21 protein-coding genes are annotated in these 21,432 nt (G+C 35.1%); 2 read left to right on the top strand and 19 right to left on the bottom strand.

Annotated elements, in window-relative coordinates; all coding sequences use genetic code 11:
* Window positions 1–7: 7 nt before the first annotated feature.
* From K6119_RS15235 to K6119_RS15165, 15 genes are all read right to left on the bottom strand, one after another.
* Window positions 8–1,165, bottom strand: coding sequence for a hypothetical protein (locus tag K6119_RS15235; RefSeq protein WP_221833054.1), 1,158 nt, complete (start codon window positions 1,163–1,165; stop codon window positions 8–10).
* 17 nt (window positions 1,166–1,182) lie between these two features.
* The gene (locus K6119_RS15230; RefSeq protein WP_221833052.1) at window positions 1,183–3,522 is read right to left on the bottom strand and encodes a TonB-dependent receptor; all 2,340 of its coding nucleotides are present in this window, start codon (window positions 3,520–3,522) and stop codon (window positions 1,183–1,185) included.
* A 66-nt stretch (window positions 3,523–3,588) separates the two neighbouring features.
* Window positions 3,589–3,807: a hypothetical protein gene (locus K6119_RS15225; protein WP_221833050.1), complete on the bottom strand. Its 219-nt coding sequence runs from the start codon at window positions 3,805–3,807 to the stop codon at window positions 3,589–3,591.
* Window positions 3,808–4,215 (bottom strand): hypothetical protein, encoded by a 408-nt coding sequence (locus K6119_RS15220; protein ID WP_221833048.1) that lies wholly within the window; start codon window positions 4,213–4,215, stop codon window positions 3,808–3,810.
* A 7-nt stretch (window positions 4,216–4,222) separates the two neighbouring features.
* Complete coding sequence (locus tag K6119_RS15215; RefSeq protein WP_221833046.1) at window positions 4,223–4,759, bottom strand: RNA polymerase sigma factor; 537 nt, start codon at window positions 4,757–4,759, stop codon at window positions 4,223–4,225.
* 111 nt (window positions 4,760–4,870) lie between these two features.
* A complete protein-coding gene (locus K6119_RS15210; RefSeq protein WP_221833044.1) occupies window positions 4,871–6,733 on the bottom strand; it encodes an STN domain-containing protein in 1,863 nt (620 codons plus the stop codon).
* Window positions 6,726–7,742 carry a FecR family protein gene (locus K6119_RS15205; RefSeq protein WP_221833043.1) on the bottom strand — a complete coding sequence of 339 codons (1,017 nt, stop codon included), beginning with the start codon at window positions 7,740–7,742 and terminating at the stop codon, window positions 6,726–6,728. The genes K6119_RS15210 and K6119_RS15205 overlap by 8 nt, the downstream gene beginning before the upstream one ends.
* A 2-nt stretch (window positions 7,743–7,744) precedes the next feature.
* Window positions 7,745–8,308 (bottom strand): RNA polymerase sigma-70 factor, encoded by a 564-nt coding sequence (locus tag K6119_RS15200; protein ID WP_221833040.1) that lies wholly within the window; start codon window positions 8,306–8,308, stop codon window positions 7,745–7,747.
* Between the two features lie 62 nt (window positions 8,309–8,370).
* On the bottom strand, window positions 8,371–9,099 hold the full coding sequence (locus K6119_RS15195) for a head GIN domain-containing protein (protein ID WP_221833038.1): 729 nt from the start codon (window positions 9,097–9,099) through the stop codon (window positions 8,371–8,373).
* 72 nt (window positions 9,100–9,171) lie between these two features.
* Window positions 9,172–9,951 (bottom strand): FecR family protein, encoded by a 780-nt coding sequence (locus K6119_RS15190; protein WP_221833036.1) that lies wholly within the window; start codon window positions 9,949–9,951, stop codon window positions 9,172–9,174.
* Window positions 9,952–10,079: 128 nt separating this feature from the next.
* Complete coding sequence (locus K6119_RS15185; protein ID WP_221833034.1) at window positions 10,080–10,313, bottom strand: hypothetical protein; 234 nt, start codon at window positions 10,311–10,313, stop codon at window positions 10,080–10,082.
* An 80-nt stretch (window positions 10,314–10,393) separates the two neighbouring features.
* Complete coding sequence (locus tag K6119_RS15180; protein WP_221833032.1) at window positions 10,394–10,633, bottom strand: hypothetical protein; 240 nt, start codon at window positions 10,631–10,633, stop codon at window positions 10,394–10,396.
* A complete protein-coding gene (locus tag K6119_RS15175) occupies window positions 10,633–11,037 on the bottom strand; it encodes a rhodanese-like domain-containing protein (protein ID WP_221833030.1) in 405 nt (134 codons plus the stop codon). The genes K6119_RS15180 and K6119_RS15175 overlap by 1 nt, the downstream gene beginning before the upstream one ends.
* Before the next feature lie 78 nt (window positions 11,038–11,115).
* A complete protein-coding gene (locus K6119_RS15170) occupies window positions 11,116–12,540 on the bottom strand; it encodes an MBL fold metallo-hydrolase (protein WP_221833028.1) in 1,425 nt (474 codons plus the stop codon).
* A gap of 94 nt (window positions 12,541–12,634) precedes the next feature.
* Window positions 12,635–14,359 (bottom strand): SulP family inorganic anion transporter, encoded by a 1,725-nt coding sequence (locus K6119_RS15165; protein ID WP_221833027.1) that lies wholly within the window; start codon window positions 14,357–14,359, stop codon window positions 12,635–12,637.
* A 103-nt stretch (window positions 14,360–14,462) separates the two neighbouring features.
* Here K6119_RS15165 and K6119_RS15160 point away from each other — a divergent pair, with 103 nt between their 5' ends.
* A complete protein-coding gene (locus K6119_RS15160) occupies window positions 14,463–14,972 on the top strand; it encodes a rhodanese-like domain-containing protein (RefSeq protein WP_221833026.1) in 510 nt (169 codons plus the stop codon).
* A gap of 49 nt (window positions 14,973–15,021) precedes the next feature.
* Here K6119_RS15160 and K6119_RS15155 read toward each other — a convergent pair whose 3' ends face one another.
* From K6119_RS15155 to K6119_RS15140, 4 genes are all read right to left on the bottom strand, one after another.
* Window positions 15,022–15,165: a hypothetical protein gene (locus K6119_RS15155; RefSeq protein ID WP_221833025.1), complete on the bottom strand. Its 144-nt coding sequence runs from the start codon at window positions 15,163–15,165 to the stop codon at window positions 15,022–15,024.
* A 138-nt stretch (window positions 15,166–15,303) separates the two neighbouring features.
* Entirely contained in the window at window positions 15,304–16,170 is an 867-nt protein-coding gene (locus K6119_RS15150; protein WP_221833024.1) for an OmpA family protein, read from the bottom strand.
* A gap of 28 nt (window positions 16,171–16,198) precedes the next feature.
* Window positions 16,199–16,822: a DNA-3-methyladenine glycosylase family protein gene (locus tag K6119_RS15145; RefSeq protein WP_221833023.1), complete on the bottom strand. Its 624-nt coding sequence runs from the start codon at window positions 16,820–16,822 to the stop codon at window positions 16,199–16,201.
* A gap of 9 nt (window positions 16,823–16,831) precedes the next feature.
* Entirely contained in the window at window positions 16,832–19,465 is a 2,634-nt protein-coding gene (locus tag K6119_RS15140) for a T9SS type A sorting domain-containing protein (RefSeq protein ID WP_221833022.1), read from the bottom strand.
* Window positions 19,466–19,581: 116 nt separating this feature from the next.
* Between K6119_RS15140 and K6119_RS15135 the strand changes: the two genes are divergently transcribed.
* Window positions 19,582–21,417 carry an AAA domain-containing protein gene (locus tag K6119_RS15135; protein WP_221833021.1) on the top strand — a complete coding sequence of 612 codons (1,836 nt, stop codon included), beginning with the start codon at window positions 19,582–19,584 and terminating at the stop codon, window positions 21,415–21,417.
* Window positions 21,418–21,432: the final 15 nt, after the last annotated feature.

Raw genomic sequence — 21,432 nt, 5'->3', positions numbered from 1 at the left:
AAAAGATTTAAAAGTTGACCGCTACTCCGGCATTTCCTCCTATCCACAAATAAGACTGTCCTTCATCATTCCACCAATTCCAGGTATGAATTGAATATGGAACTTTAAGTGCAGATGTTTCAGTGTCTATGTCATGTTCTGAAAAATATCCATTGACTGAAGGCCCTGCAAATACTGTGAAATGTTTACCAATGTTATATCTCAATTTCAGATCAAATTTTGCCAACAAATCAACATTAGGATTGAACGTTTGCTTAACAATGTGATTTCCTGTCAAATCAAAAGACATATCCAGATTTTTGGCCACGTTAATTTTAGAACCCAAACCCAACCCATACGACCAGTATTGATTTGCGCCATTCATGGTATAACCAAACTTATAAATCGTATATAATCTGTCAACTCCCATTTTAAAATTCGCATTGGCATAAATGGCCTCACCTACTTCCAATTCAAGAGAGTGATAACCTTTTTTTACGAAGCTGAACAAACCAAGTGGAACACCACCTGAAACAGAATCGGCGATATTGATCAATCCCAACTGAAATCCTTTAACATTTGCAGCTCTGTTTATTAAACCAATTTGGGCGCCACTTAAATCCCCTTTTACAATATTTGAGATGCCGGATACTTGTCCTCCTTGCATATCACCTGCTGAAACATTTGTAATTCCGGCTACCTGAATTCCGTTAGTATTTCCATTCACCACATTTACAATTCCGCTTACTTGACCTCCTAAAAAGTCTCCGTTAACTGTATTGGAAATTCCGGCAACATGAGCTCCAAAAGCATTCCCTCCTATCACATTTGAAATTCCGGCAAAGGCCAATGAGTTACTGGTGTCTTTTACAAAATTCCCAATTCCCGCAATCAACATTCCGTTAGCTGCTTTAGCATTCATATTGGCCAATCCGGCGATTTGTAATCCATTAACATGACCCAAATTAGAATTCACTAAACCTCCAATTTCAGCTCCATTTACGCCATTATTTACTCCATACAAAATGTTGAATGAAAAGTTATTGGTGTAGGCTGTTGAAGTTCCATTGGTTCCCAAAGGGTAAAAAAATGTGACTTGTGCCGGACGTACCATTGTACTGTCTTCTTGTGCAATGGCAGCCAAAGCCATTACATACATGATGATAAAAATTATGATCTTTTTCATGATTACTTTATTAATGATTAAAACTTGATGCTGTAGACAACATTTGGTATAATGGACAACTGCGTGTCGTACTCTAAAGACTGAGTTGTATTGCTATACCATTCTCTTATGCGTGCCTGATTATTGGTAAGATTTTGTACATCAATTTTGAAAGAGTGTGTCGCTCTTTTCATGTCACATCTGTACGTCAATCCTAAATTCCAGATAAATACATTATCTCCTTTTGCTGAAAATCCTTTATCTGTTTGAAAAATGGTGTATCCTGCATCTTTTGATGCTTCTAAATCTACCGGTGTGTATCTGTTTCCACCAATCAAAGAAACTTTTGAGTTGATGGCAAATGCTTTGTTTTGTTTTTTACCAAAAGACCATTCTTTTCCGAACAATAAGTTGGCAGCATAGCCGGCATCAAACCTTGTACTTCTGGTGATACCGTCCAATGCTTTATATTCAGACTTGTACAATGATCCGGTTAATAGGTAATAGTATCCGTTGTTAAAGAATCTCTCTAAAGTCAATTCAACTCCATAGTTTCTTCCAGTACCTTTATTTACCAGTTCTACATCCGGAATTCCGGCAGAAGAATTTACCAAAGAGAAATAGCTACTTGAGTCATTTGCTACAGGTAAATTGTATAAATGCTGGTAATACAATTCAGTTTTGATGTACATGTTATCAGACAATTGAAAATTGTATCCGGCCACTGTATGTACACTTTTTGAAAGACCCAGATTTTTATTCAATGTTTTGTATGATCCATCTGACTGAATTTCATTGTACAGATAGGTTGAAATACTCTCAATTCTGCTGTGCATTCCTGCGCCTAATGAGATGCTGTGTCTTGGATGCATGTTGTACTTTAATCCAACTCTTGGTTCAACTGCATAGCTATTATTTAAAAAGAATTGTGTGTGATGAACACCTGAAACCATTGTCAAATCCTGGTTGATTCTGTACTTCCAACTAACAAAGGATTGAATCATATCTGCTGATCCATCAGCATCCAACCATCTTTTCATTATCCCATCTTGATTGTCGTAATCATCTTCATAGAAATATCTATAGTTGAAACGAGTGTAGGTAGCTCCCACTTGAAACAAGTTTTTCTTGTTCAATTTGTAATTAAAGATGGTTTGCCCCTTCAGTTGATTATCTCTATACAAATCCTTTTCTGCATCAAACAAAGAGGAACTATCCGTTCTGATGTATCTTCCTTCTCCAAAGTTGGATGACGTAGATGCAGCTACATAACTTTTTAGATAAGCCTTTTCATTAAAAATGTAAGTATGCTTTAATCCAACTACTCCCAAGTTTGCGCCAAAATCATAGGTCCAAATAGTATCTTCATAGGGTGCATAAGATTCCAGAATATGGCTGATTCCACCCATTCCTATTAATGAGAAAGTACCGGCTTTTTTGGTAGGTAGATGCACTTTGAATGCGGCGTCTTGATAAATAGGAATTCCTCCAAAATCAAGGATTCCCAATTTGTCAAGTAATCCAATTGAAGAATATCTATAATTCACCAAATAAGATCCTCTGTATCCTTTTTTAAATGGACCCTCTAAAGTTCCATCAACACCTAATGCTCCAATGGAGAAATTGTACTCTCTTTTTTCATTGTTTCCGTATCTGAAATTGACATCAAACACACCAGAAAGGGCATTTCCGTATTCAGGAGCAAATGCTCCACTGAAAAAGTCTGAGTTAGCCAACATTGATCCATTTAATGCTGAAATTGGACCACCGGTTCCACCCGTATTGGCAAAATGATTAGGATTTGGAATATCAATCCCTTCTAATCTCCACAAAATTCCTCTTGGTGAATTACCGCGTACTACAATATCATTATCCCCTTCAGGATTTCCGGTAACACCTGCAAATCCGGATGCCATCCTTGCAGGGTCATTGAAAGATCCGGCATATCTACTTGTTTCTTCAACTGTAAAGGTTTTGGCAGAAGTAGTAGCCATTTTATTGATAGACTCTGATTTGTCTTTTTGGGCAGAAACCTCAACTTTTGATAGTGTTTTAATATCCTCTATCATTTGAAGTTGAAGTACTTTTTCTTTGCCAGATTCTACTAATGCATTAGGCAAATAAATTTCTTGATAGCCTACACTGGTGATTTTTAAATTGATTCTTCCAACAGGAACTTCTTCTAACCTAAAATCTCCATTGATGTCAGAAACAGACCCTTTAATTGGATCAGTATCAACAATGATTACTTTGGCTCCTATTATTGGAATTTTTGTATCAAAGTCTACAATTGTTCCCCTGACTGTTTGGGTTAATTGCGACCAGGAATAAGTGCTTGATAAAGCAAGTATTATAAGAATAGTTTTGATTGTTTTCATCTTTACTAATTGTCAGTTCAATTAGAAGACAATCCAAATCAAAACTACCCCTATTACAAATTAAAATTAAGTTGATAATTCACTGCATTGATAACCCAAACCATTGATTAAATGGTTGATTTCATCTGCAATTAAATGGGAGGAAGAAACCACTCTCAGTACCTTATCTATATCTTCAATATCAACAGACCAATCATCTATCAGTGTATGGTCACTTAAGTAAGCATCAACCATTTCCAGATCAACAGAAGTATTGATATTTGTTTTAAATACAAGGATTTTCATTTACTCTTCTTCTGCAGACAAGTTTACATCACCTCCTTTTCTTGCCACATAAGCCTTAAATGCTTCTTCTCCTTCTTCTTTCCAAAACTGACCATAATGTTTCCATTTAGAAAAGTCATCATTTCCATCATTGTGTTTTTTGTGTCCTTTATGATGCTTTTTGCCTTTGCTTCCGCCGCCACCAAAGCCACCAAACAATATTTTAGACAGAATTACAATTCCAACTCCTTGCCAGAACGTTATGATTGGCAAGCCAAAAATCTCAGGCATCAACCAATTCCACAACCACATTACAACAAAGCCAAACAAGGCTGCAAAACCAATAACTGCAACTATAATCAGTAGTACAATTCCGGCGATAACTGCCGGGTTTTTAGATCTCATTTTGTGTTTAAAAAAATCTTCCATTTTCTTTTTATTTAAAGTTTTTACTTGCTAATTGTTTGTGAAGTAATGCCAATGCTCGGTGTCTTCTGGACATTAAAGTTCCTATTGGAATTTCAAATTGCTCGGACAATTCTTTGTAAGAATATCCTTCAAAATCTATTGCCATAATTATTTGTCTGTACTTTGGCTTTAGATTAGAAATAGCCTTTTTCAATTCGTGCTGAACCTTTTCAGAATAAGCTTCATCATCATTAAATTCAATAGATTCTATCAAATCAAATGGATGGTTCTCTAATTCAATTTGATGCGTAGTTTGTGGTTTTTTGGACCTCATTATATCCACAATTCTATTTCTTATAGCACTGTAGACAAAACCAGCTACATTTTGAATTGGAGAAGTATTGTTTCTAGAAAACAATTTCAAAGCCACATCTTGCAAAATATCTTCAGCATCTCTGTCTGTAGTTTCAGCGATTTTAGAGTTGACATAAGCTTTTAAAGACTTATACTCTTCGCTAAAAAAGGACTTGAGTTTTACTTCGTTATTTTGTTCCGGTTTAGACATTTACGCAATTGTAAAATTACTTCTTTGACCATAAAGACGAAGCCTTTTAATTCTATTGCATTTTTTTGAAAAAAAATTGGAAAAAAATTTCAATTAACTGATTTATAGGGGTTAAAATCTAAATCCAACTTGTCCACCAATCCAATAAATTGATCTTCCCCAGCTGTAAGAGTTATCAGCAATTGGCATAAAAGAAATGTCTGTAGAATAAGCTCCATCTACATCCGCAAATTGCTGCATATTTAAATTGAAAGACGGACCTGCAAATACCGTCACCCATTTAGCCAATTGATAATCTATTGTGGTAGACACTTTGTACAATTGGGCAAATTCAACCGCCTTAAAATCATTTTCAAAAACCAATTGACCAGAAAGATCCAAGCTTAATTTGAGTTTCTCATTTTTAGTAAGATTAAAGTATGAACCAAATCCTAATCCCATTGCATAGGCTCTTTTGTTTCCGAATCTTGCGCCAAAATTGTAAGTATTATACAGTCGTTGCGTTCCTGTTTTGAATATTACGTTGATTGGGAAAATTTCATTAGCGGATATTTCGGTTTTATGATATCCCTCTTTTACAAAATTGAAAAGACCAATTGCCACACCTTTTCCCCTAATACTTGAATTAAACAAACCAATTTGTAATCCATTATTTTCTCTTGTGAAATTTTGTATTGAGGCTATTTGCAAGCCATAATTTTTGTGGGCAAAATTGGAAACACCCGCAATCTGCAAAAAGTTAACACCACCATTTGAAAAGTTAGAAACACCAGAAATTTGTCCACCATACAAACTGTCTTTTACCATATTAAACACTCCTGAAATTTGGGCACCTCTGGAAGATTTCCATGTGATATTACTTACTCCTGAAATTTGTGCACCTTCAAATCCTCCCCTTACAATGGCAGATACTCCCGCCAATTGAAGACCTTTCAAATCTCTTTTCATAATAGTGGATATGCCGGCAATTTGCGCACCTGTTGCATTTCCTTGTAATAAGTTAGCAAGTCCTCCAACTTGAAAACCGGTCACATCTCCTCCAACCAGATTAGCTATACCTCCAATTTGTAACCCTGTAACATTCTCCTTGTTTAGATTAAACAATCCTCCTATCTCTACACCTTTAACTCCTTTAGAATATCCACCTAAGACATTCAATGAAAAATGATTATTGATAAGGGCATTAGTAGATAAATTTGAACCAATACTTACAGAAGGCACCAATGAAACCTGTGCCCAGCGTGTCTCATCAATTTCATCAAGGTTTTCACCGTGCAAATAAGTTTCATCAGAAACGAGCTGACCGGAAATTGCTCTGTCATTAATATTTTGAGGAACCCTACTCACACTTTTACCGGTCATCAATGATACATCTGCCATTATTGGATCAAGCGCAATATCATTCAGTAATTTTTCTTTACCATCCCCCTTTAGCACAATTACCTTCTCTCTGTACCCTTTCTTTTTAATGTACAAACTCACAACCTCATGTGTTGCAGGAACGGTCAGGGAATAAAAACCCAGATCATCAGAAAGGGTAGCATTTCTATCTTCAATTTCATAGATACTTGCTTCTTTGATTGGTTTACCTGTAGACTTATCAGTAATAACCCCTATAAAGATGTAATCAAGGTCCTCTTTTAAGAGAGCCTTGATATCTTCTTTTGTTTCATTTTTAAGTAGGATGATGTGATTGCCGACTTCTTTGAACCTGACCCCATCTCCAAATATCATTTGTAATCCTTGCCTTATCGTTTTATTTTGAATGCTGAGGGAGACGACTTTTTGCACATCAATCATATCCGGACTGTAAGTAAAACTCACTGCCGTTTTTTCTTCGATTGTAATGAGAATAGACTTGACAGTTTGGTTTTTAATGTCAATGTTGACAACGATATCCAACAAACCTCCCCCTGCAATGGAGCGAAAACCTACCAGGAAAAAGAACAATATCAAAAACAACTTTTTAATCATTACACTTTAAAAAGTAGGTATTACCTGATTCTGTTAATTGCTCTTCAATTTCAAAATCCATATTGCTTTTCAATACTTGCAATACTTCCACAAGTTCCTCACCTCTGTGTACAGACCTGATGGTTTTTGATTTTAATTTATCACACTCAATTATTACCTGATCCTGATAAACTCTATTCAATATTTGTACTACCTCTTCCATGCTTTCTCCATCAAACTCAAGGTACTTGTCCATCCAAAACATATCGGTCATACCTTCAACCCTGTCATCTATTTTTTGAATGGAACCATCTGCATTGTTCATTAAGGCTTTTTGTCCAGCAGTTAACAATACTTTAGACTCATTATTACCAAATTCAACTTTTCCTGAATTGACATATACTTCAGTCAACTCATCACCTTCAACTGCTTTGATATTGAATGATGTACCCAACACCTTAACATAAGATTCATTAGGTAAATCAATGATGAATGGCTTTTCTTCATTTCTTTCAACATCAAAGAAACATTCTCCTTGCAAGGCTACTCTTCTTTCATCACCTTCAAAATTTTCAGGATAAGTAAGCACTGAATTTTTATTCAAGGTAATAGTAGTTCCATCTTCTAAATCTTGAGTTAAAACTCCATTATCTGCTGTTAAAGTAAGGTCATGTATTTCTTCATTTTTACCCAAGAACAGGTAAGCTCCGGCTACCCCTATTAACACAACAATTGCTGCGGCAATTCGGATAAACATGCTTCTTTGAATATTCTTTTGGATTGGAATTACTTGTTGTTGATCATTTATTTGACTCAAAACTTTGTTCCAGGCAGCATCTGTATCTACATCTGCCGGTTTTACTTTCACATCAGCTGTTAGACTCCAAACTTTTCGTATGTCGTTCAATCTCTTCATATTATCTGAAGACTTAGCCAACCACAGATCAACTGCAGTCATTTCTTCTGTACTCAACTCTTTATTGAGATAAGCCAGCAAGATTGCTTCGTCTATTTTATCCTCGTATGACATCTTTAATAATTATTGAAAATATTCCAGCAGAAAAAACAAAAGAGAACCATGTAATCGGCCAAATCTGACTTTAATTGTTTAATAGCGCTTCCCATTTGATGTTCTACTGTTTTAACACTGATATTCAATTTTTCGGCAATCTCTTTATACTTCAATCCTTCATACCTGCTCAAAATGAATATTTTCTTTCTCTTCTCAGGCAATGCATCAATACTTGCTTTTATTTTCAGCTCCAATTCTGAAGCATCCATTTCTTCATCTGCATATTGTGCATTTTGCTCAATTTCTCTTTGGTTGTGTTCTTTGAATGTCTCTCTGATTTTTATGTGTTTTATTTGGTTGAGACATCCGTTTCTAACAGCTGAAAACAAATAACTTCTAATACTTCCTACAATTGATAATTCAGATTTATTTTCCCAAAGCTTTACAAAAATTTGCTGTACCACTTCTTCTGAAGCATCCAAATCATCCAGGTACTTATTGGCAAATCCGCACAATTCAGGATAATGACTTCTGAAAATACTTTCGTATTCGGCAATATCGATATTAGCAATAGTTGTTTTCAACACCTCAAAGATATACAAAGCGAACAGGACAAAACTGATTTTTGTCCTGTTCAACCATTTATTTAATAGGGTCTTACATTACCAGAACCTGAAATATTAGTGTTCAATACCGGTTGTCCAATATACACTACATCTCCTGATCCTGAAATATTCACTTTCAAAGTTTCTATTGCGTTTACATAGCATGATCCTGAACCCGAGATATTACAATCTACATCTTTAGTAGGCATCTCATACATATCTATGTTTCCAGAACCACTGATGGTTAAATCTGAAGTTTCTACCGTATTTGTTGAATGAGCATAAATAGATCCTGAACCTGAAATTGTAGCTTTTACATCATTTACGTCAAGATTATTAGCAGTGATGTCTCCACTTCCTGAGATAGTAAACTTCATATTATTTGCATTTATCCCATCTTCTGCCAAAATGTTTCCACTTCCTGAGATAATCAATGCACTAATTTCAGGAGCAGATATGTAGTAATTGATCTCTTCGTTTCCTTTGATGCATTTACCTTTTTTGGTTTCAATGATCAATTTGCTTCCTACTACTTTGGTTTCAAGAATCTCCATTAGATTGGAGCTGGCCTCAACCTTCACATTATAATCACTAGATTGAGTTACGTAAACAGTTCCTTGAGAAGCCAATTCAATTTGACTAAAGTTGTTTACTGTTCTGGTTTCAGTTATTATGTCACCATTTCCGTGATAACAAAAAACACCACCCTTTTTACATGATGCTAAAGCTAAAACTGATAATACCGGTATAAAAAATTTCATTCTTTTCATTGTCTTAAATTTTGTCGTTCATTAGTAAGACAACTCAAAAAATGTTTACCCCTATTCTACCCTAAAAAAAATTTAAAATCCTTCTGTAAGCAGTTCTAATTCTCCGGTAATATTATTGAATGTACCAAAAGCTCCTTGCGTCATTCGGTGTTTTTCTTCATCATTATATACTTTGATACTTCCTTCTGAAACATACACTTCAGTTGTTCCGCTAACATCATCATATGTTAATTGAACCGCACCATCAGTTGTTTCAACATAGGAGTCATAAGGAAGTTTAATAATGAAATCATTACCATTATCATAAACAATATCAAAATAGGCAGATCCGATTAACTCAACATTTCTATCCCCATCTTCAAATTCTGATGGGTAATAAAATGTAGAATGATCATAAACGGTAATAGATGAACCATCAGATAAAAAAGCGACATCTACTTGATCAGTTGTAATAAGCTCAAGCATTTCACTTTCATAATATTCACCACTATCTTTTTCGGCTTTAACAGCAGTAAAAACAGAAATTGCTCCACCTAAAGCAATTAATCCTGCAAAAAAGGCAAAGATGATAATCTTATTAGGCTTTTTAATTTCCGGAATTGTGGTTCCACTGTTATAGTTATTTCCTTCAGAGGGTATTTCTCTTTTTTGTCTGGATTTGGTTGCAGAGCTACCGTATTTTGCTTCTCTTTCTAATTGGTACTGCAATTTTTTTTGTGCAGACCATTTTTTTCTCAATTCATTAAAGTAAGTCATGTTTTCAGAAGATTTAGCGATCCACAGATCAACTTCAATCATTTCTTCATTACTTAAGCTTCTATTGAGATAGGCAAATATTTGTTCCTCAGTCATTGGAAATATTTATCGTTTAGATAATTGATAATATCTAAGCTACGCAAATAAATGTCAAGGACAAGGGTAGGAGGTGATAGATTGATTCAAAAAAAAGAATCAGTACAAATAAAATTGAAAATTACGAGCTAGTATTCGGCGCCGTAGAAGGTTTTACTGAAAGTTTTAAACCTCAGCTCCATATCCTTTACAAGCTCTTTAAACTCTTCAAGTTTTTCCTGTCCGATTGTATAAATTCTCGAATCAGATTCAAAGAATAAAATGATCCCAGGCAGGTTGTTTTTCAACTTCTCTACAAACTCGCATCCGTCCAATTCATTGTTAAGGATACGCTTTTTCAAATCTTCGTACTTTCCACTCATTGTTGACCGTTTTCAGTAACTCTAACGTTACTCAAGCAAAAATGTTCGCTTTATGTAAACTTAAAGTATCTTAAAAAGCATCATTTTGTTATGATGCTTTTCAACTTAAACAAAAGTGCCAAAAGTAATAAAATCCATGGAGTCCCGTGCATTAAAGTATCAAACCAATCCATTGGCTGCATACCTACAGCACCTCCGGCAATCCATTTTAACTTTCCCCAAATGTGCGGCTCCGGTGCAAATGGAGCCAATCCTAAAGTAAGTGATGCGATCAAAAACACTGAAATGTTTTTGTTAAAAAACGCTTCGATTCTCTCCATTATCTCACCCAGTTACCGTATCCACCTTCTAGCTCAAGCACGTAGCTAAAACCTAAAGATTTAAATTTTTGCAATGCTTGTGCGCTTCTACCTCCAGACTGACAGAAGATCAATACCGGTTCGCTTTTATCAAGCTGTGAAATTTGAGTGGTGAAGTTTGATGAATAAAAGTCAATATTCTTAGCTCCTTCTATGGTTCCTCTTTTAAATTCACCAGCCGTTCTGATATCAATTAATTGATAGTTTTTTAGTGAATTCATTTTTGCTTTGAACTCTTCTTTTTTTACTCTTTTACAAACCTGAGCCTTTTGTTGTTGTACGTTTTCAAGTTGGTTATTTGAGTCAAGTTTGTTTTGATTAGGCGTAGCAAATGCTAAACCCATGATTAAAATCATCAGTTTCATAATATTTTATTTAGAGTGATTAAAAGCAGCTCCTGAAGCGGAGCTGCTATTTTTTATAGTTATTTGCTTTGTTCTAGCTTATAGTAATGTTGTTGGACAAACGTATGCCGACACATTGTATTTATTGCTATCCTTAATGGCTTTGAATCCACCTTTGATATCCACCAAGTGATCGTATCCTTTAGCTTTTAAGATAGATGAAAAGATCACTGATCTATATCCTCCCGCACAGTGTACAAAGTAAGTATCATCTTTATTCACTTTCTCCATACTTGTCTCGATATAATCTAAAGGTGCATTTACAGATCCAATCACATGCTCGCTATTGTGCTCACTTGCTTTTCTAACATCCAAAATTTTACCTTCTCCCTTGTTGTGAGATCTTTCAAAAGCTTCTTCAGCAGTAATAGATTCAATTTTATCTACACCTTTTCCTGATGCTTTCCAAGCTTCGAAACCACCTTCAAGGTATCCTATTGCATGATCGTATCCAACACGAGCCAATCTTGTAACAACTTCCTCTTCTCTTCCTTTATCAGTTACAATCAGGATTTTTTGGTTGATGTCTTTTACTAAAGTTCCTACCCATGTTGCAAAAGAACCATCAATTCCTACGAACATTGATCCGGGAATAAACCCTTCAACAAAGTCTGCAGCTTTTCTAGTATCAATTACAAGCACATCACCTGAATTCATTACTTCTTCAAACTTATCAGGAGACAAAGCTTCCAATCCTCTACTCAATACTTCATCAATGCTATCATATCCCTGAATGTTCATCATCACATTTTTAGGAAAATAGCTAGGAGGAGCTGTTAATCCTTCAACCAATTCAGTTACAAACTCTTCCTCATTTAAATCAAGGTTAAGTGCGTAATTTGTTTTCTTTTGGTTTCCTAAAGTATCCGAAGTTTCTTTACTCATGTTTTTTCCACAAGCAGAACCTGCACCATGTCCAGGATAAACAATGATATCATCATTTAGAGGAATAATTTTATCTCTCAATGAATGATACATCATTCTGGCCAATTTATCTTGTGTTAAGTCCTCTATCACTTTTTGAGCAAGATCCGGTCTACCAACATCTCCGATAAATAAAGTATCTCCTGTAAAGATCGCTTCTTCTTTCCCTTCTGGGTTAGTTAACAAGTAACACGAACTTTCAATAGTATGCCCAGGTGTGTGGATCAACTTAATCTTGGCACTTCCAAGTTCAAAAATTTCACCATCTTTTCCTACGTGCATGTCAAATCCTGTTTCCATTGTAGTTGGTCCGTATACAATTGTAGCTCCTGTTTTTGCAGCTAAATCTTGATGACCTGAAACGAAATCCGCATGGAAATGTGTTTCAAAAATGTATTTGATTTTGGCACCTCTTTCATTGGCCATATCAATATAGCCTTGTACCTCTCTTAAAGGATCAATTATAGCTGCTTCACCATCACTTTCAATGTAATAGGCTCCTTGCGCTAAGCATCCTGTGTATAATTGTTCAACTTTCATCTTTTAAAATTTATATTAATACCTAAATGGTACTTGATTATCAATTAACTAGTACAAATGTACGAGTATTGTACCTTAAAATTTGTGACTTTTATCACTTATCTTTTCGCTGTTGCACGATTTTCTCCTGTACATCAGTATTTCGTTTCCCTGTATCAACAAAATCAACCGCTTCACTTGTTTTAACGAACAAATTTTCACGACCAATGATGTCAATTATTTCACTTTTAAATAATATATCTCTTATTGGACCAATGGCTCCAGTAATCATAAAGGTTCTGCCTTTTCTCTGCATCTCTTTGATTACATTGGTTAAAACATTAATCCCTGTAGAATCAATATAATTAATTGTTTCTGCATTTAAAATTATTGTCTTGAGTTTATCACCTTTTTTAGCACAACGTTTGGCCAAATCACTTTTAAAATAATTGGTGTTTCCAAAATATAATTGGCTATCAAATCTGAAGATTAATAAATCATCACGGCTTTCAGTTTCTCCGGCAAATCTTTCAATGTTTTTAAAATACTCTGTCCCTTTGATCCTTTCCAATTCGGCCACATGAGGTTTGGCTGTACGGTACACCAACAATAATAGTGAGAACAAAATCCCAACTACAATTCCTTCAATAATTCCTACAAAAAGCGTAACTAAAAAAGTAATGAGCAGCAAGGCCAATTCATCTTTTCTTTGAGAAAGAAGTTGTTTTGGATATTTCAAATCAATTAAACCAAAAACAGACATCATGATTACTGCACCTAAAACAGGTTTAGGCAAATAATAAAACATTGGCGTTAAAAACAGCAAAGTAATTGCCACAACTATAGCCGCAAAAATGGATGCCATTCCGGTTCTTGCTCCCGCTTCATTATTAACAGCTGATCTTGAAAATCCTCCTGTAGATGGATAAGACATAAAAAAGGATCCTACCACATTTGAAGCCCCAAGTGCCACTAATTCCTGATTAGGTCTAATCTTATAATCCTGATGCTGATGCTCCATAGATTTGGCAATAGAGATTGACTCAGTAAAAGCTACCAAAGCTAAAGCTAATGCCATTGGCAATAAATCTAAAATCTGATCTTGCTTAATAGTTGGAACTTGAAATGAAGGTAATCCTGAAGGGATTTCACCTACTAATTTGACACCATAATCTCCTAATCCTGCATAATACGAAACTACAACACCCAGGATTACCACAATGAGCGCTCCGGGTATAGTTTTTTTCCATTTTTTAATCCCAAAAATGATTGCAATTGACACCAAAGAAACAATTAGTGCATACATATTAGTGTCTTTTAGCAAAGGAATTGTGGACTGAACCAATTCATGAACTTTATTACTTCTAGAAATATCAATTCCCAATAAATGCTTTAATTGCGAGAGAGCTATTATAATGGCTGCTGCCGAAGTAAATCCACTAATAACAGGTTTTGAAAGAAAATTGACTAAAAATCCCATTCTTAAAAACCCAAGCAATAACTGAATAGAACCAATGAGTAGAGACAAGAAAATTGCCATACTTATGTAATCAGAAATACCGGACAGCTTTAACATCCCCAAGCTTGAAGCTACCAGCATTGAATCCAAGGCCACGGGACCAACTGACAATTGCCTAGAAGTACCCAGAATAGCATAAATTACTTGAGGAAAAAGAGCGGCATACAAACCAAATTCAGGAGGTAATCCTGCAATCATGGCATACGCCATCCCTTGTGGGATGAGAATAATCCCAACTGTCAAGCCTGCTGGTAAATCTCCTTTAAACTGCTCTTTCGAGTATTTTGGCAACCATTCAAGTATGGGTATAAATCTCTTCATTGACAACAAAAATAAGATGCTAAACACATCTTCATTGTAATATTGATCACATATTTTCGTCCAAGTTAAAAATAAGTGGAACGATTTTTTCTAATTTAACTGTATGAAGCGAACTTTACCTATAATATTCCTGTTTTTAACAAGTTTTGGTTTCAGCCAGGATCCTCAAGGATTTGACAAAATGCTAAACAAAGAATTGAAAGGAACGGTTGAGCAATTGAATCCTGCCGATTTAAATGCTAAAATTAAAAAACAATCCAATATATTTCTTTTAGACACGCGTGAATTAAACGAGTACAAAGTAAGTCATATCAAAGGAGCCAAATTTGTTAGTTACAATGACTTTAATATGAATTTATTGAATGGTATACCAAAAGATGCCTATATCTGTGTATACTGCTCAGTGGGTGTGCGAAGCGAGCATATTGGAGAAAAACTTAACAAAGCAGGATACAAGCACGTTTACAATTTAAGAGGCGGTTTGTTTAGCTGGGCAAATCAAGGATTTCCTATTGTGAATACCAAAGGGAAAATCACGAAAAAAGTACATGGATTTGACGAAGAATGGTCAAAATACCTCAATAAAGAAAAAGTTGAAGTTGAGCTAAAATAAAAAAGCTTTCCATATAGGAAAGCTTTGATATTTTAAACAGAATAAGTGCTTAGTGAGCAGCTTCTTCTGATTCTCCATCACCTTCTGCAGACTCCGTAGTGTCTTCATCCCCACCTTCTTCTCCTCCTCCGCAGCTAGTGAATCCCATGGCAACTCCTCCTAAAAGGAATAACATAAATAATAGCTTCTTCATGTTGAAAATTTTAAGGTTAGTAATAAATATTGCCGACTCTCGACTCTATGAATATAACAAAAATGTTGAGTCCTATGAGGTTAACGTGAATTGTGTTATACACAAAAAGTATTGAAAACACTGAGAATCATACTATTATTACTCGGAAAAAACTTCAAATTCAATTCTTCTGTTTTTTCTACGCCCTTCATCTGTGGTGTTGGTAGCAATTGGTCTTGATTCTCCAAATCCGTGATATTGAAAGCGAGATTCGCTAATTCCCATCTTTACCAAAAAGTCTTTTACTGTCTTGGCTCTTTGAAGTGATAAAGTTAAATTGAACCTGTCACTTCCAAGGTTCCCGGTATGTCCAATAATATCCAATTTTAAACCGGGATATTTGTCCATAATTTCTTTCAATTCTTTTAAGATTGCTCTTGATTTAGGCAACAACTTTGCTTCATTAAAATCAAAAACGACTTCTGAGAGCACCACTTTTAATCCTTTAACAGATTCGCCCATTCTCAATTTTCTTTTAAACTCAGCAAAAGTGACATAGTCATGAGATGAAGATGTACGGTCATTAAATTCCTTAATAGATCTGTGTAAATAAATTTCTCCCGGTCCGCAACCTTCCTCGGTTGAAGTCCATAATCCACGCAAGGTTTCTGTTGAATCTTCAAAAGTATAAATTAGGCTCACTCTTTTCAAGCACCAGTGGATGTAAACATTGTCTTGCATATAGGATTCTTCCCAAGATGTTTCAATAATTGTCATGTGACCATTTTGAAAAGCTCCTTTAAAATTCATCACACAAAAATTCTTACTATTCCCCATCTCTGTTCTTGATTGACCGATTATTGTATCTCCCTCTTGCTCAATGTTCAACCAAAAAGCAAAGTTGTCTGTAAAGAATGTTCCGGTATCTTTTGGATGAGTCATTATACCTTGCCAGTTACCTGTAATATTTTGACCAAAAAGGTTTCCAAAAGTGAATAATCCAAATAGGAGTAAGATGTTTTTCATGCGTTGAATTTTGTCAAAAATAAAAATATTAGCGTTTTTCCTTAGGAATTTGTGCTGACCACAACAACTTAGATGCCACGGTTTTAAATGGATCCCAATTTTCAGCTATTTTTTCTAACTGTTGTCTCAGTTCTTTTTTATCTGTTTTTAACTGATAAAAGTGTTTCATCTTGGTTTGAATACCCAAATCATCTACCGGAAAAACATTGGGCCTATCCATTGGAAACATCAATATCATTTGAACCGTCCATTTACCAACACCCTTAATCTGTGAAAGATATTTAATGATTTCTGCATCAGTCCAATCATCCAACATTTCAAAGTCCATCCCATACTCATCTGAAAAATCTGCGACATTCTTTAAATAGCCAATTTTTTGTCTGGATAATCCAATTGATCTCAACACCTCATCACTGGTATTCATTAACTCATTTGAATGGGGATATCTATCCGGAAAAAGATCCAATAATCTATGCCAAATGACATCAGCAACTTTAACTGATAACTGCTGCGAAACAATTGAATTGAGTAAATAATAATAAACATCAATACTTGGTGTAGGATGAAACTCCCGCTCCATGTGATCATGAACAATTGCTAATACAGGATCTGCTTGTTTTAATTCTTCAATTAATTCAGGATATGGTCGCATGAACTAAAGTTAATGTTTTATCAACTTCTCAGTCAATATCAAACCATTATCTGTATGAATTTTAATTAAATACAATCCGTGAGAAAGTGAATTTAATTTCAGCACTTCTTGAGATGTATTTGGATTAGCGGTAAAAACCACTTGTCCCAAATCATTATAAATTTCCAACGATTCTATTACATGTCCTACTACACTGATATAAAGTTGATCATTAAAAGGGTTTGGATAAATAGAAACGGCCGCTTGAAAATCCTCTAATCCCGAACTTACATCCCAATTGATCCAAATAGGATTTGAGAAAGAGTGGAATACATCATAGCTTGTTAAATATACATTTGATTGAGCACCGTAATTCACTGATGTTTGCAATTCACTTCTTATGTACATGAATTCACCCACTGCAACATTAGATAAAGTAGAATCTAATAAATTATACAGATTAAATGAAAGGGTATTATTACCTGATGTTTGAGTAAGAGGAATAATTACTTTTTGTTCTCCTAATTCAGTTCCAATGTATAAATGTATGTAGTCAATGTCTCCGAACTCTGCAGTTGTGGTATAATTGATATTTAAAAAGATGTCATCTTTACCATAATAGTCAATTAATTGATCTTGCCCCATCAAAACTTCATTGGACGAATTATCACCATCTGTACTCAAACCAATAGTTAAAATTGGTCCGTCAGAAATTGTTGTATTACCATTGTAAAGTGCTTTTAGCACATTTGTCCCGTTGGCACCCATCCCATTTGGACAATAAGCGAGGGTATTTAATTTTCCTACTGCATTATTATGAATATCTCCTGCACCTCCAAAATCATCTGTATTACTTGAGTTGAATGAGCCATGCGCATCAGATCCGGCGGAATAATACATTTTCCAGTTCAATATTGAAGGATCATTGTTTCTCAAGCTCAACCCCAATTGATTAATGTAATTTACAATTTCCTGCCCTTGTCTAAAACGCTTCATATGAAAGTTAAGACCTGCCGTATCTACCGGTGACATTGAATTGCCTGAATTAGTCACGTCAAAAGGATCTAGTTCATCTCCTGATAATCCATTTAGTCCAAGTGTCCAACGTAGATTCCAAATTTGACTTCCTTTAATTCCCTCTTTTACCAACTCATTTGGAGAAGCACTAAGAACATCAGAAGGACTGTTAATGTCATTGCAAATAATTTCACCACCTGTTAATGGAAAATTATTACCGTTAACTTCAAAACCATTGTGTCCCAGATTCCAAATCCCTCCATTAACAGGAATATCAGGTAATTTGTCTGCAGTGGCATAAGGATGTGCACAATATGAAAACGCATTGGTTGTTGCCATATCATTTACCACATTGTCAACACTAACAGAAGTAGCAGATAAATCTCCATTCCCATCACCTAAAAACTGAAGACTAAAAGGGTCATTATAACTTGGATAAACCAACATATGCACAAGCTCATCTTTTGCATTGTTAGCCGCCACTTCCTGTCCTGCAATGTATATTAATGAAGAGTCTAAACCATTCAATACTGATGCCTGTTGCTGAATAATTCCCCAATTTGTATTGATATCTCCATTCCCATAATTATCAAAATCTGAGGTATGATCTGTTGTAGTAATCCAATCCAAACCGATCAATTTACCGGCTTCTTTTGTAGCATTCAAGGGCAATCCAATTTCAGCATCATTTTGAGTAAACAAGGAATGTAAATGTGTATCTCCTCTATAAAATCCATTTTGAGTTGGAATGTCATTGTCAGATCTAAAAACACGCATTCTAATCACGTCATCACCAGGAATTAAAGTATTGGCATAACTGATGGTTGCTTCAACATCTATGATGTTGTCATAAGTTTCTAATACCTCTCCGGGGATATTAAAAGTAAAATACCAGTAAGTAGCGTCAACAGATACAAAATCATCTAAAAAGTCAGTTTCACCATCAAAATCAATGGTGTGAGATGATGTCATACTCAAGGCAGATGTTTCAAATATCTGCATGTTCAGTGCAGCATTGTTAATTGACAAACTACTATAAAGTTGATTTTGCGCAGCTACAGACAAGGTGTCAAAAAGAAGCGTTGAACCGAAATTATTGTCAGTTGCATTTTTAATCTTAATGTCTATATAATCTATTTTCATGGTGTACCCAATCACCAAATCTGCGTCATGAAGAAAAAAGTGTACCGGAAGATTATTATCATTACCAGCAATATCAGTCCTTTTCATCCTCCAGGGTGCATCTGCATAAAACTCAGAATAAAGTGTATTAGTTTGTCTGTCAAATCCCGGTCCGTCCCAACCTCCCCAGTCATTATGTTTAGAAAAAATGTGGGTGATTTCTATTTGAAGTTGATCATTATCAAGATCAATTTGATCTTTTGGAAAACTAAAAACATCCTCAGTATACTTTTGATCCGCTTTAATCAATTCAAAATCATGATGATCTATTGATACCCCGTTTTGCCAAAATTCAATTCTAACCCCTGCAATATTTTGCTCAACAATATTTTCAATTACATAAGAAAATGAAATCTGACTTTCAGTTTCAGAAATTTTCACCTTTTCAATGGCTAAAATTTCACCTCTATGAGCAAAAGTGCTAAAACCTAGTAAACATGTAAGTATCAATATAAAATTCTTCATTTTCAGCTTGTAATTTGGCCGCAAAGCTATACATTTCAGATACTTCAAACCAAATAAATTCCACCAAAAATTTAGTTAAACGATTAAGGTGATAAACAAATCAATATTTTTGAACTGTGGATATAACAGAACACTTTAGACAATTAGAACGTGCGCTAGAAATTGAGAAAAATGAGGAGCTGGCACTGTACAAAAAGCTGACCGAAAAATCGAGTTTTTTAGAAAGAATAGAAGCCGGAATCACACTTTATCCAATTGAATTTAGAGAATTGAGCTATAATCAATTTGGAGATCAACTAATTACCGTACTTAAAAATCCTACGCAGGAAGGATCAGCTTTTGGTGTAGGGCAATTGGTATCTATATTTAATAATGACGGTGAATCTTGCGAAGGACAATTGATTCAGGAAAGAGAAAAAACGCTCAAAATCCGCATATTAGATGATGATGTTAGAGATTGGATCAAAGATGGAAATGTAGGATTGAATGCACTTGTAGATACAAAAACCTACGAATTATACTTGTCAATAGTATTACAAATCATCAATGGCTTAAAGTATCCTGTATTAAGTGACTTTTACAATTTAAGAACCCGTGATTTTGAGTCAATTGAATATCAAAATAGCAAACTGAATAATTCTCAAATAGAGGCAGTTGAAGAAATGCTTTCAGACAATTCTGTCAGCATAATTCATGGCCCACCCGGTACTGGAAAGACAACAACTCTAGTGGCTGGAATGAAAGCAATGATTCACGAAGGCAAAAAAATACTGTTATGTGCACCATCTAATGCCGCCGTAGATAATGTTTGTGAAAAGCTGATAAAAGAAAATGTTAAGGTTGTAAGAGTAGGAAATGCAGCAAAAGCTACAGATGCAGCACAACAAGCGGATTTAGATTTCCTCGTTCAAAAAGATCAATCTTTCAAACTGATTAAAAACTTGCAAGATCAAGCCAATAAAATCAGAGAAAAGGCTTTTAAATACAAAAGAAACTTTGGTAAGGAAGAATACGAAGAACGCAAAAGATTAAAGAATGAATTCAGGTCATTGCGGGCAGATATAAAACAGTTGCAAAAAGATATCACACGTAATATTTTGGAAAACGCTACTGTGATTTGTGGGACTTTTGTTGGTGTGCAAGGTATTGCCAGATCGATTGAAAATTTTGATGCTGTTGTAATAGATGAAGCAGGACAAGCTATTGAACCTTCAATTTGGAGTGTAGCGCATTATGCCAGAAAATTGGTAATAGCAGGAGATGATTTACAACTTCCTCCAACAGTTAAGTCTATGGAGGCTGATAAATTGGGATTATCAAAATCCGTATTAGAAATAGCAACTGAAATTAATTTCCCTAAACATTTACTGAACGTTCAATACAGAATGAATGAGCGCATCATGGGATTCTCTGATTTTGAGTTTTATGAAGGCTTACTATCAGCTCATGAGTCGGTAGCCAGAAAAGTATTGGATTATGATCAATTTGAACCCGTTGAGTTTATTGACACAGCAGGATGTTCAATGGATGAAACCAAAGATGAGGAAAGTGGGGCTATCCACAATATTGGAGAGGTAGAAATCATTAAGGCAGTTTTAAAAGAGCACAAACCGCAACAATATTCTTTAGGAGTAATTACCCCTTATCGTGCGCAACTGCATTTGATACAGGATGAACTCAAAGAAATTACAGAATATTCTAACACGGTAGATAGTTTTCAAGGGCAAGAAAGGGACATCATTGTAATTTCTTTAGTTAGATCCAATGAAAAGGGTGAAATAGGCTTTTTAAAAGATTACAGAAGAATGAACGTTGCTATGACGAGGGCCAAATTAAAACTCATTATGATAGGTGATTCGGCTACCTTAGGACAAGATGAGTTTTACGGTAGATTTCTAGACTACGTTGAAAAAGTAGGGTCGTACAGAACTGCTTGGGAGTTCATCAGTTAGAACGTTTTGATTAAA

The organism is Paracrocinitomix mangrovi, from assembly GCF_019740355.2.
GTDB classification, from domain to species: Bacteria; Bacteroidota; Bacteroidia; order Flavobacteriales_D; family Crocinitomicaceae; genus Paracrocinitomix; species Paracrocinitomix mangrovi.
This window is presented reverse-complemented; position numbering and strand designations above follow the sequence as displayed.

Excerpts from the sequence above, each read along its gene's own strand:
- K6119_RS15230 (WP_221833052.1), bottom strand. The coding sequence starts at position 3,522 with ATGAAAACAATCAAAACTATTCTTATAATACTTGCTTTATCAAGCACT.
- K6119_RS15155 (WP_221833025.1), bottom strand. The coding sequence starts at position 15,165 with ATGAAGAAGCTATTATTTATGTTATTCCTTTTAGGAGGAGTTGCCATG.
- K6119_RS15220 (WP_221833048.1), bottom strand. The coding sequence starts at position 4,215 with ATGGAAGATTTTTTTAAACACAAAATGAGATCTAAAAACCCGGCAGTT.
- K6119_RS15180 (WP_221833032.1), bottom strand. The coding sequence starts at position 10,633 with ATGGAGAGAATCGAAGCGTTTTTTAACAAAAACATTTCAGTGTTTTTG.
- K6119_RS15165 (WP_221833027.1), bottom strand. The coding sequence starts at position 14,359 with ATGAAGAGATTTATACCCATACTTGAATGGTTGCCAAAATACTCGAAA.
- K6119_RS15185 (WP_221833034.1), bottom strand. The coding sequence starts at position 10,313 with ATGAGTGGAAAGTACGAAGATTTGAAAAAGCGTATCCTTAACAATGAA.
- K6119_RS15210 (WP_221833044.1), bottom strand. The coding sequence starts at position 6,733 with ATGATTAAAAAGTTGTTTTTGATATTGTTCTTTTTCCTGGTAGGTTTT.
- K6119_RS15150 (WP_221833024.1), bottom strand. The coding sequence starts at position 16,170 with ATGAAAAACATCTTACTCCTATTTGGATTATTCACTTTTGGAAACCTT.
- K6119_RS15160 (WP_221833026.1), top strand. The coding sequence starts at position 14,463 with ATGAAGCGAACTTTACCTATAATATTCCTGTTTTTAACAAGTTTTGGT.
- K6119_RS15175 (WP_221833030.1), bottom strand. The coding sequence starts at position 11,037 with ATGAAACTGATGATTTTAATCATGGGTTTAGCATTTGCTACGCCTAAT.
- K6119_RS15140 (WP_221833022.1), bottom strand. The coding sequence starts at position 19,465 with ATGAAGAATTTTATATTGATACTTACATGTTTACTAGGTTTTAGCACT.
- K6119_RS15235 (WP_221833054.1), bottom strand. The coding sequence starts at position 1,165 with ATGAAAAAGATCATAATTTTTATCATCATGTATGTAATGGCTTTGGCT.
- K6119_RS15225 (WP_221833050.1), bottom strand. The coding sequence starts at position 3,807 with ATGAAAATCCTTGTATTTAAAACAAATATCAATACTTCTGTTGATCTG.
- K6119_RS15205 (WP_221833043.1), bottom strand. The coding sequence starts at position 7,742 with ATGTCATACGAGGATAAAATAGACGAAGCAATCTTGCTGGCTTATCTC.
- K6119_RS15170 (WP_221833028.1), bottom strand. The coding sequence starts at position 12,540 with ATGAAAGTTGAACAATTATACACAGGATGCTTAGCGCAAGGAGCCTAT.
- K6119_RS15195 (WP_221833038.1), bottom strand. The coding sequence starts at position 9,099 with ATGAAAAGAATGAAATTTTTTATACCGGTATTATCAGTTTTAGCTTTA.
- K6119_RS15215 (WP_221833046.1), bottom strand. The coding sequence starts at position 4,759 with ATGTCTAAACCGGAACAAAATAACGAAGTAAAACTCAAGTCCTTTTTT.
- K6119_RS15190 (WP_221833036.1), bottom strand. The coding sequence starts at position 9,951 with ATGACTGAGGAACAAATATTTGCCTATCTCAATAGAAGCTTAAGTAAT.
- K6119_RS15145 (WP_221833023.1), bottom strand. The coding sequence starts at position 16,822 with ATGCGACCATATCCTGAATTAATTGAAGAATTAAAACAAGCAGATCCT.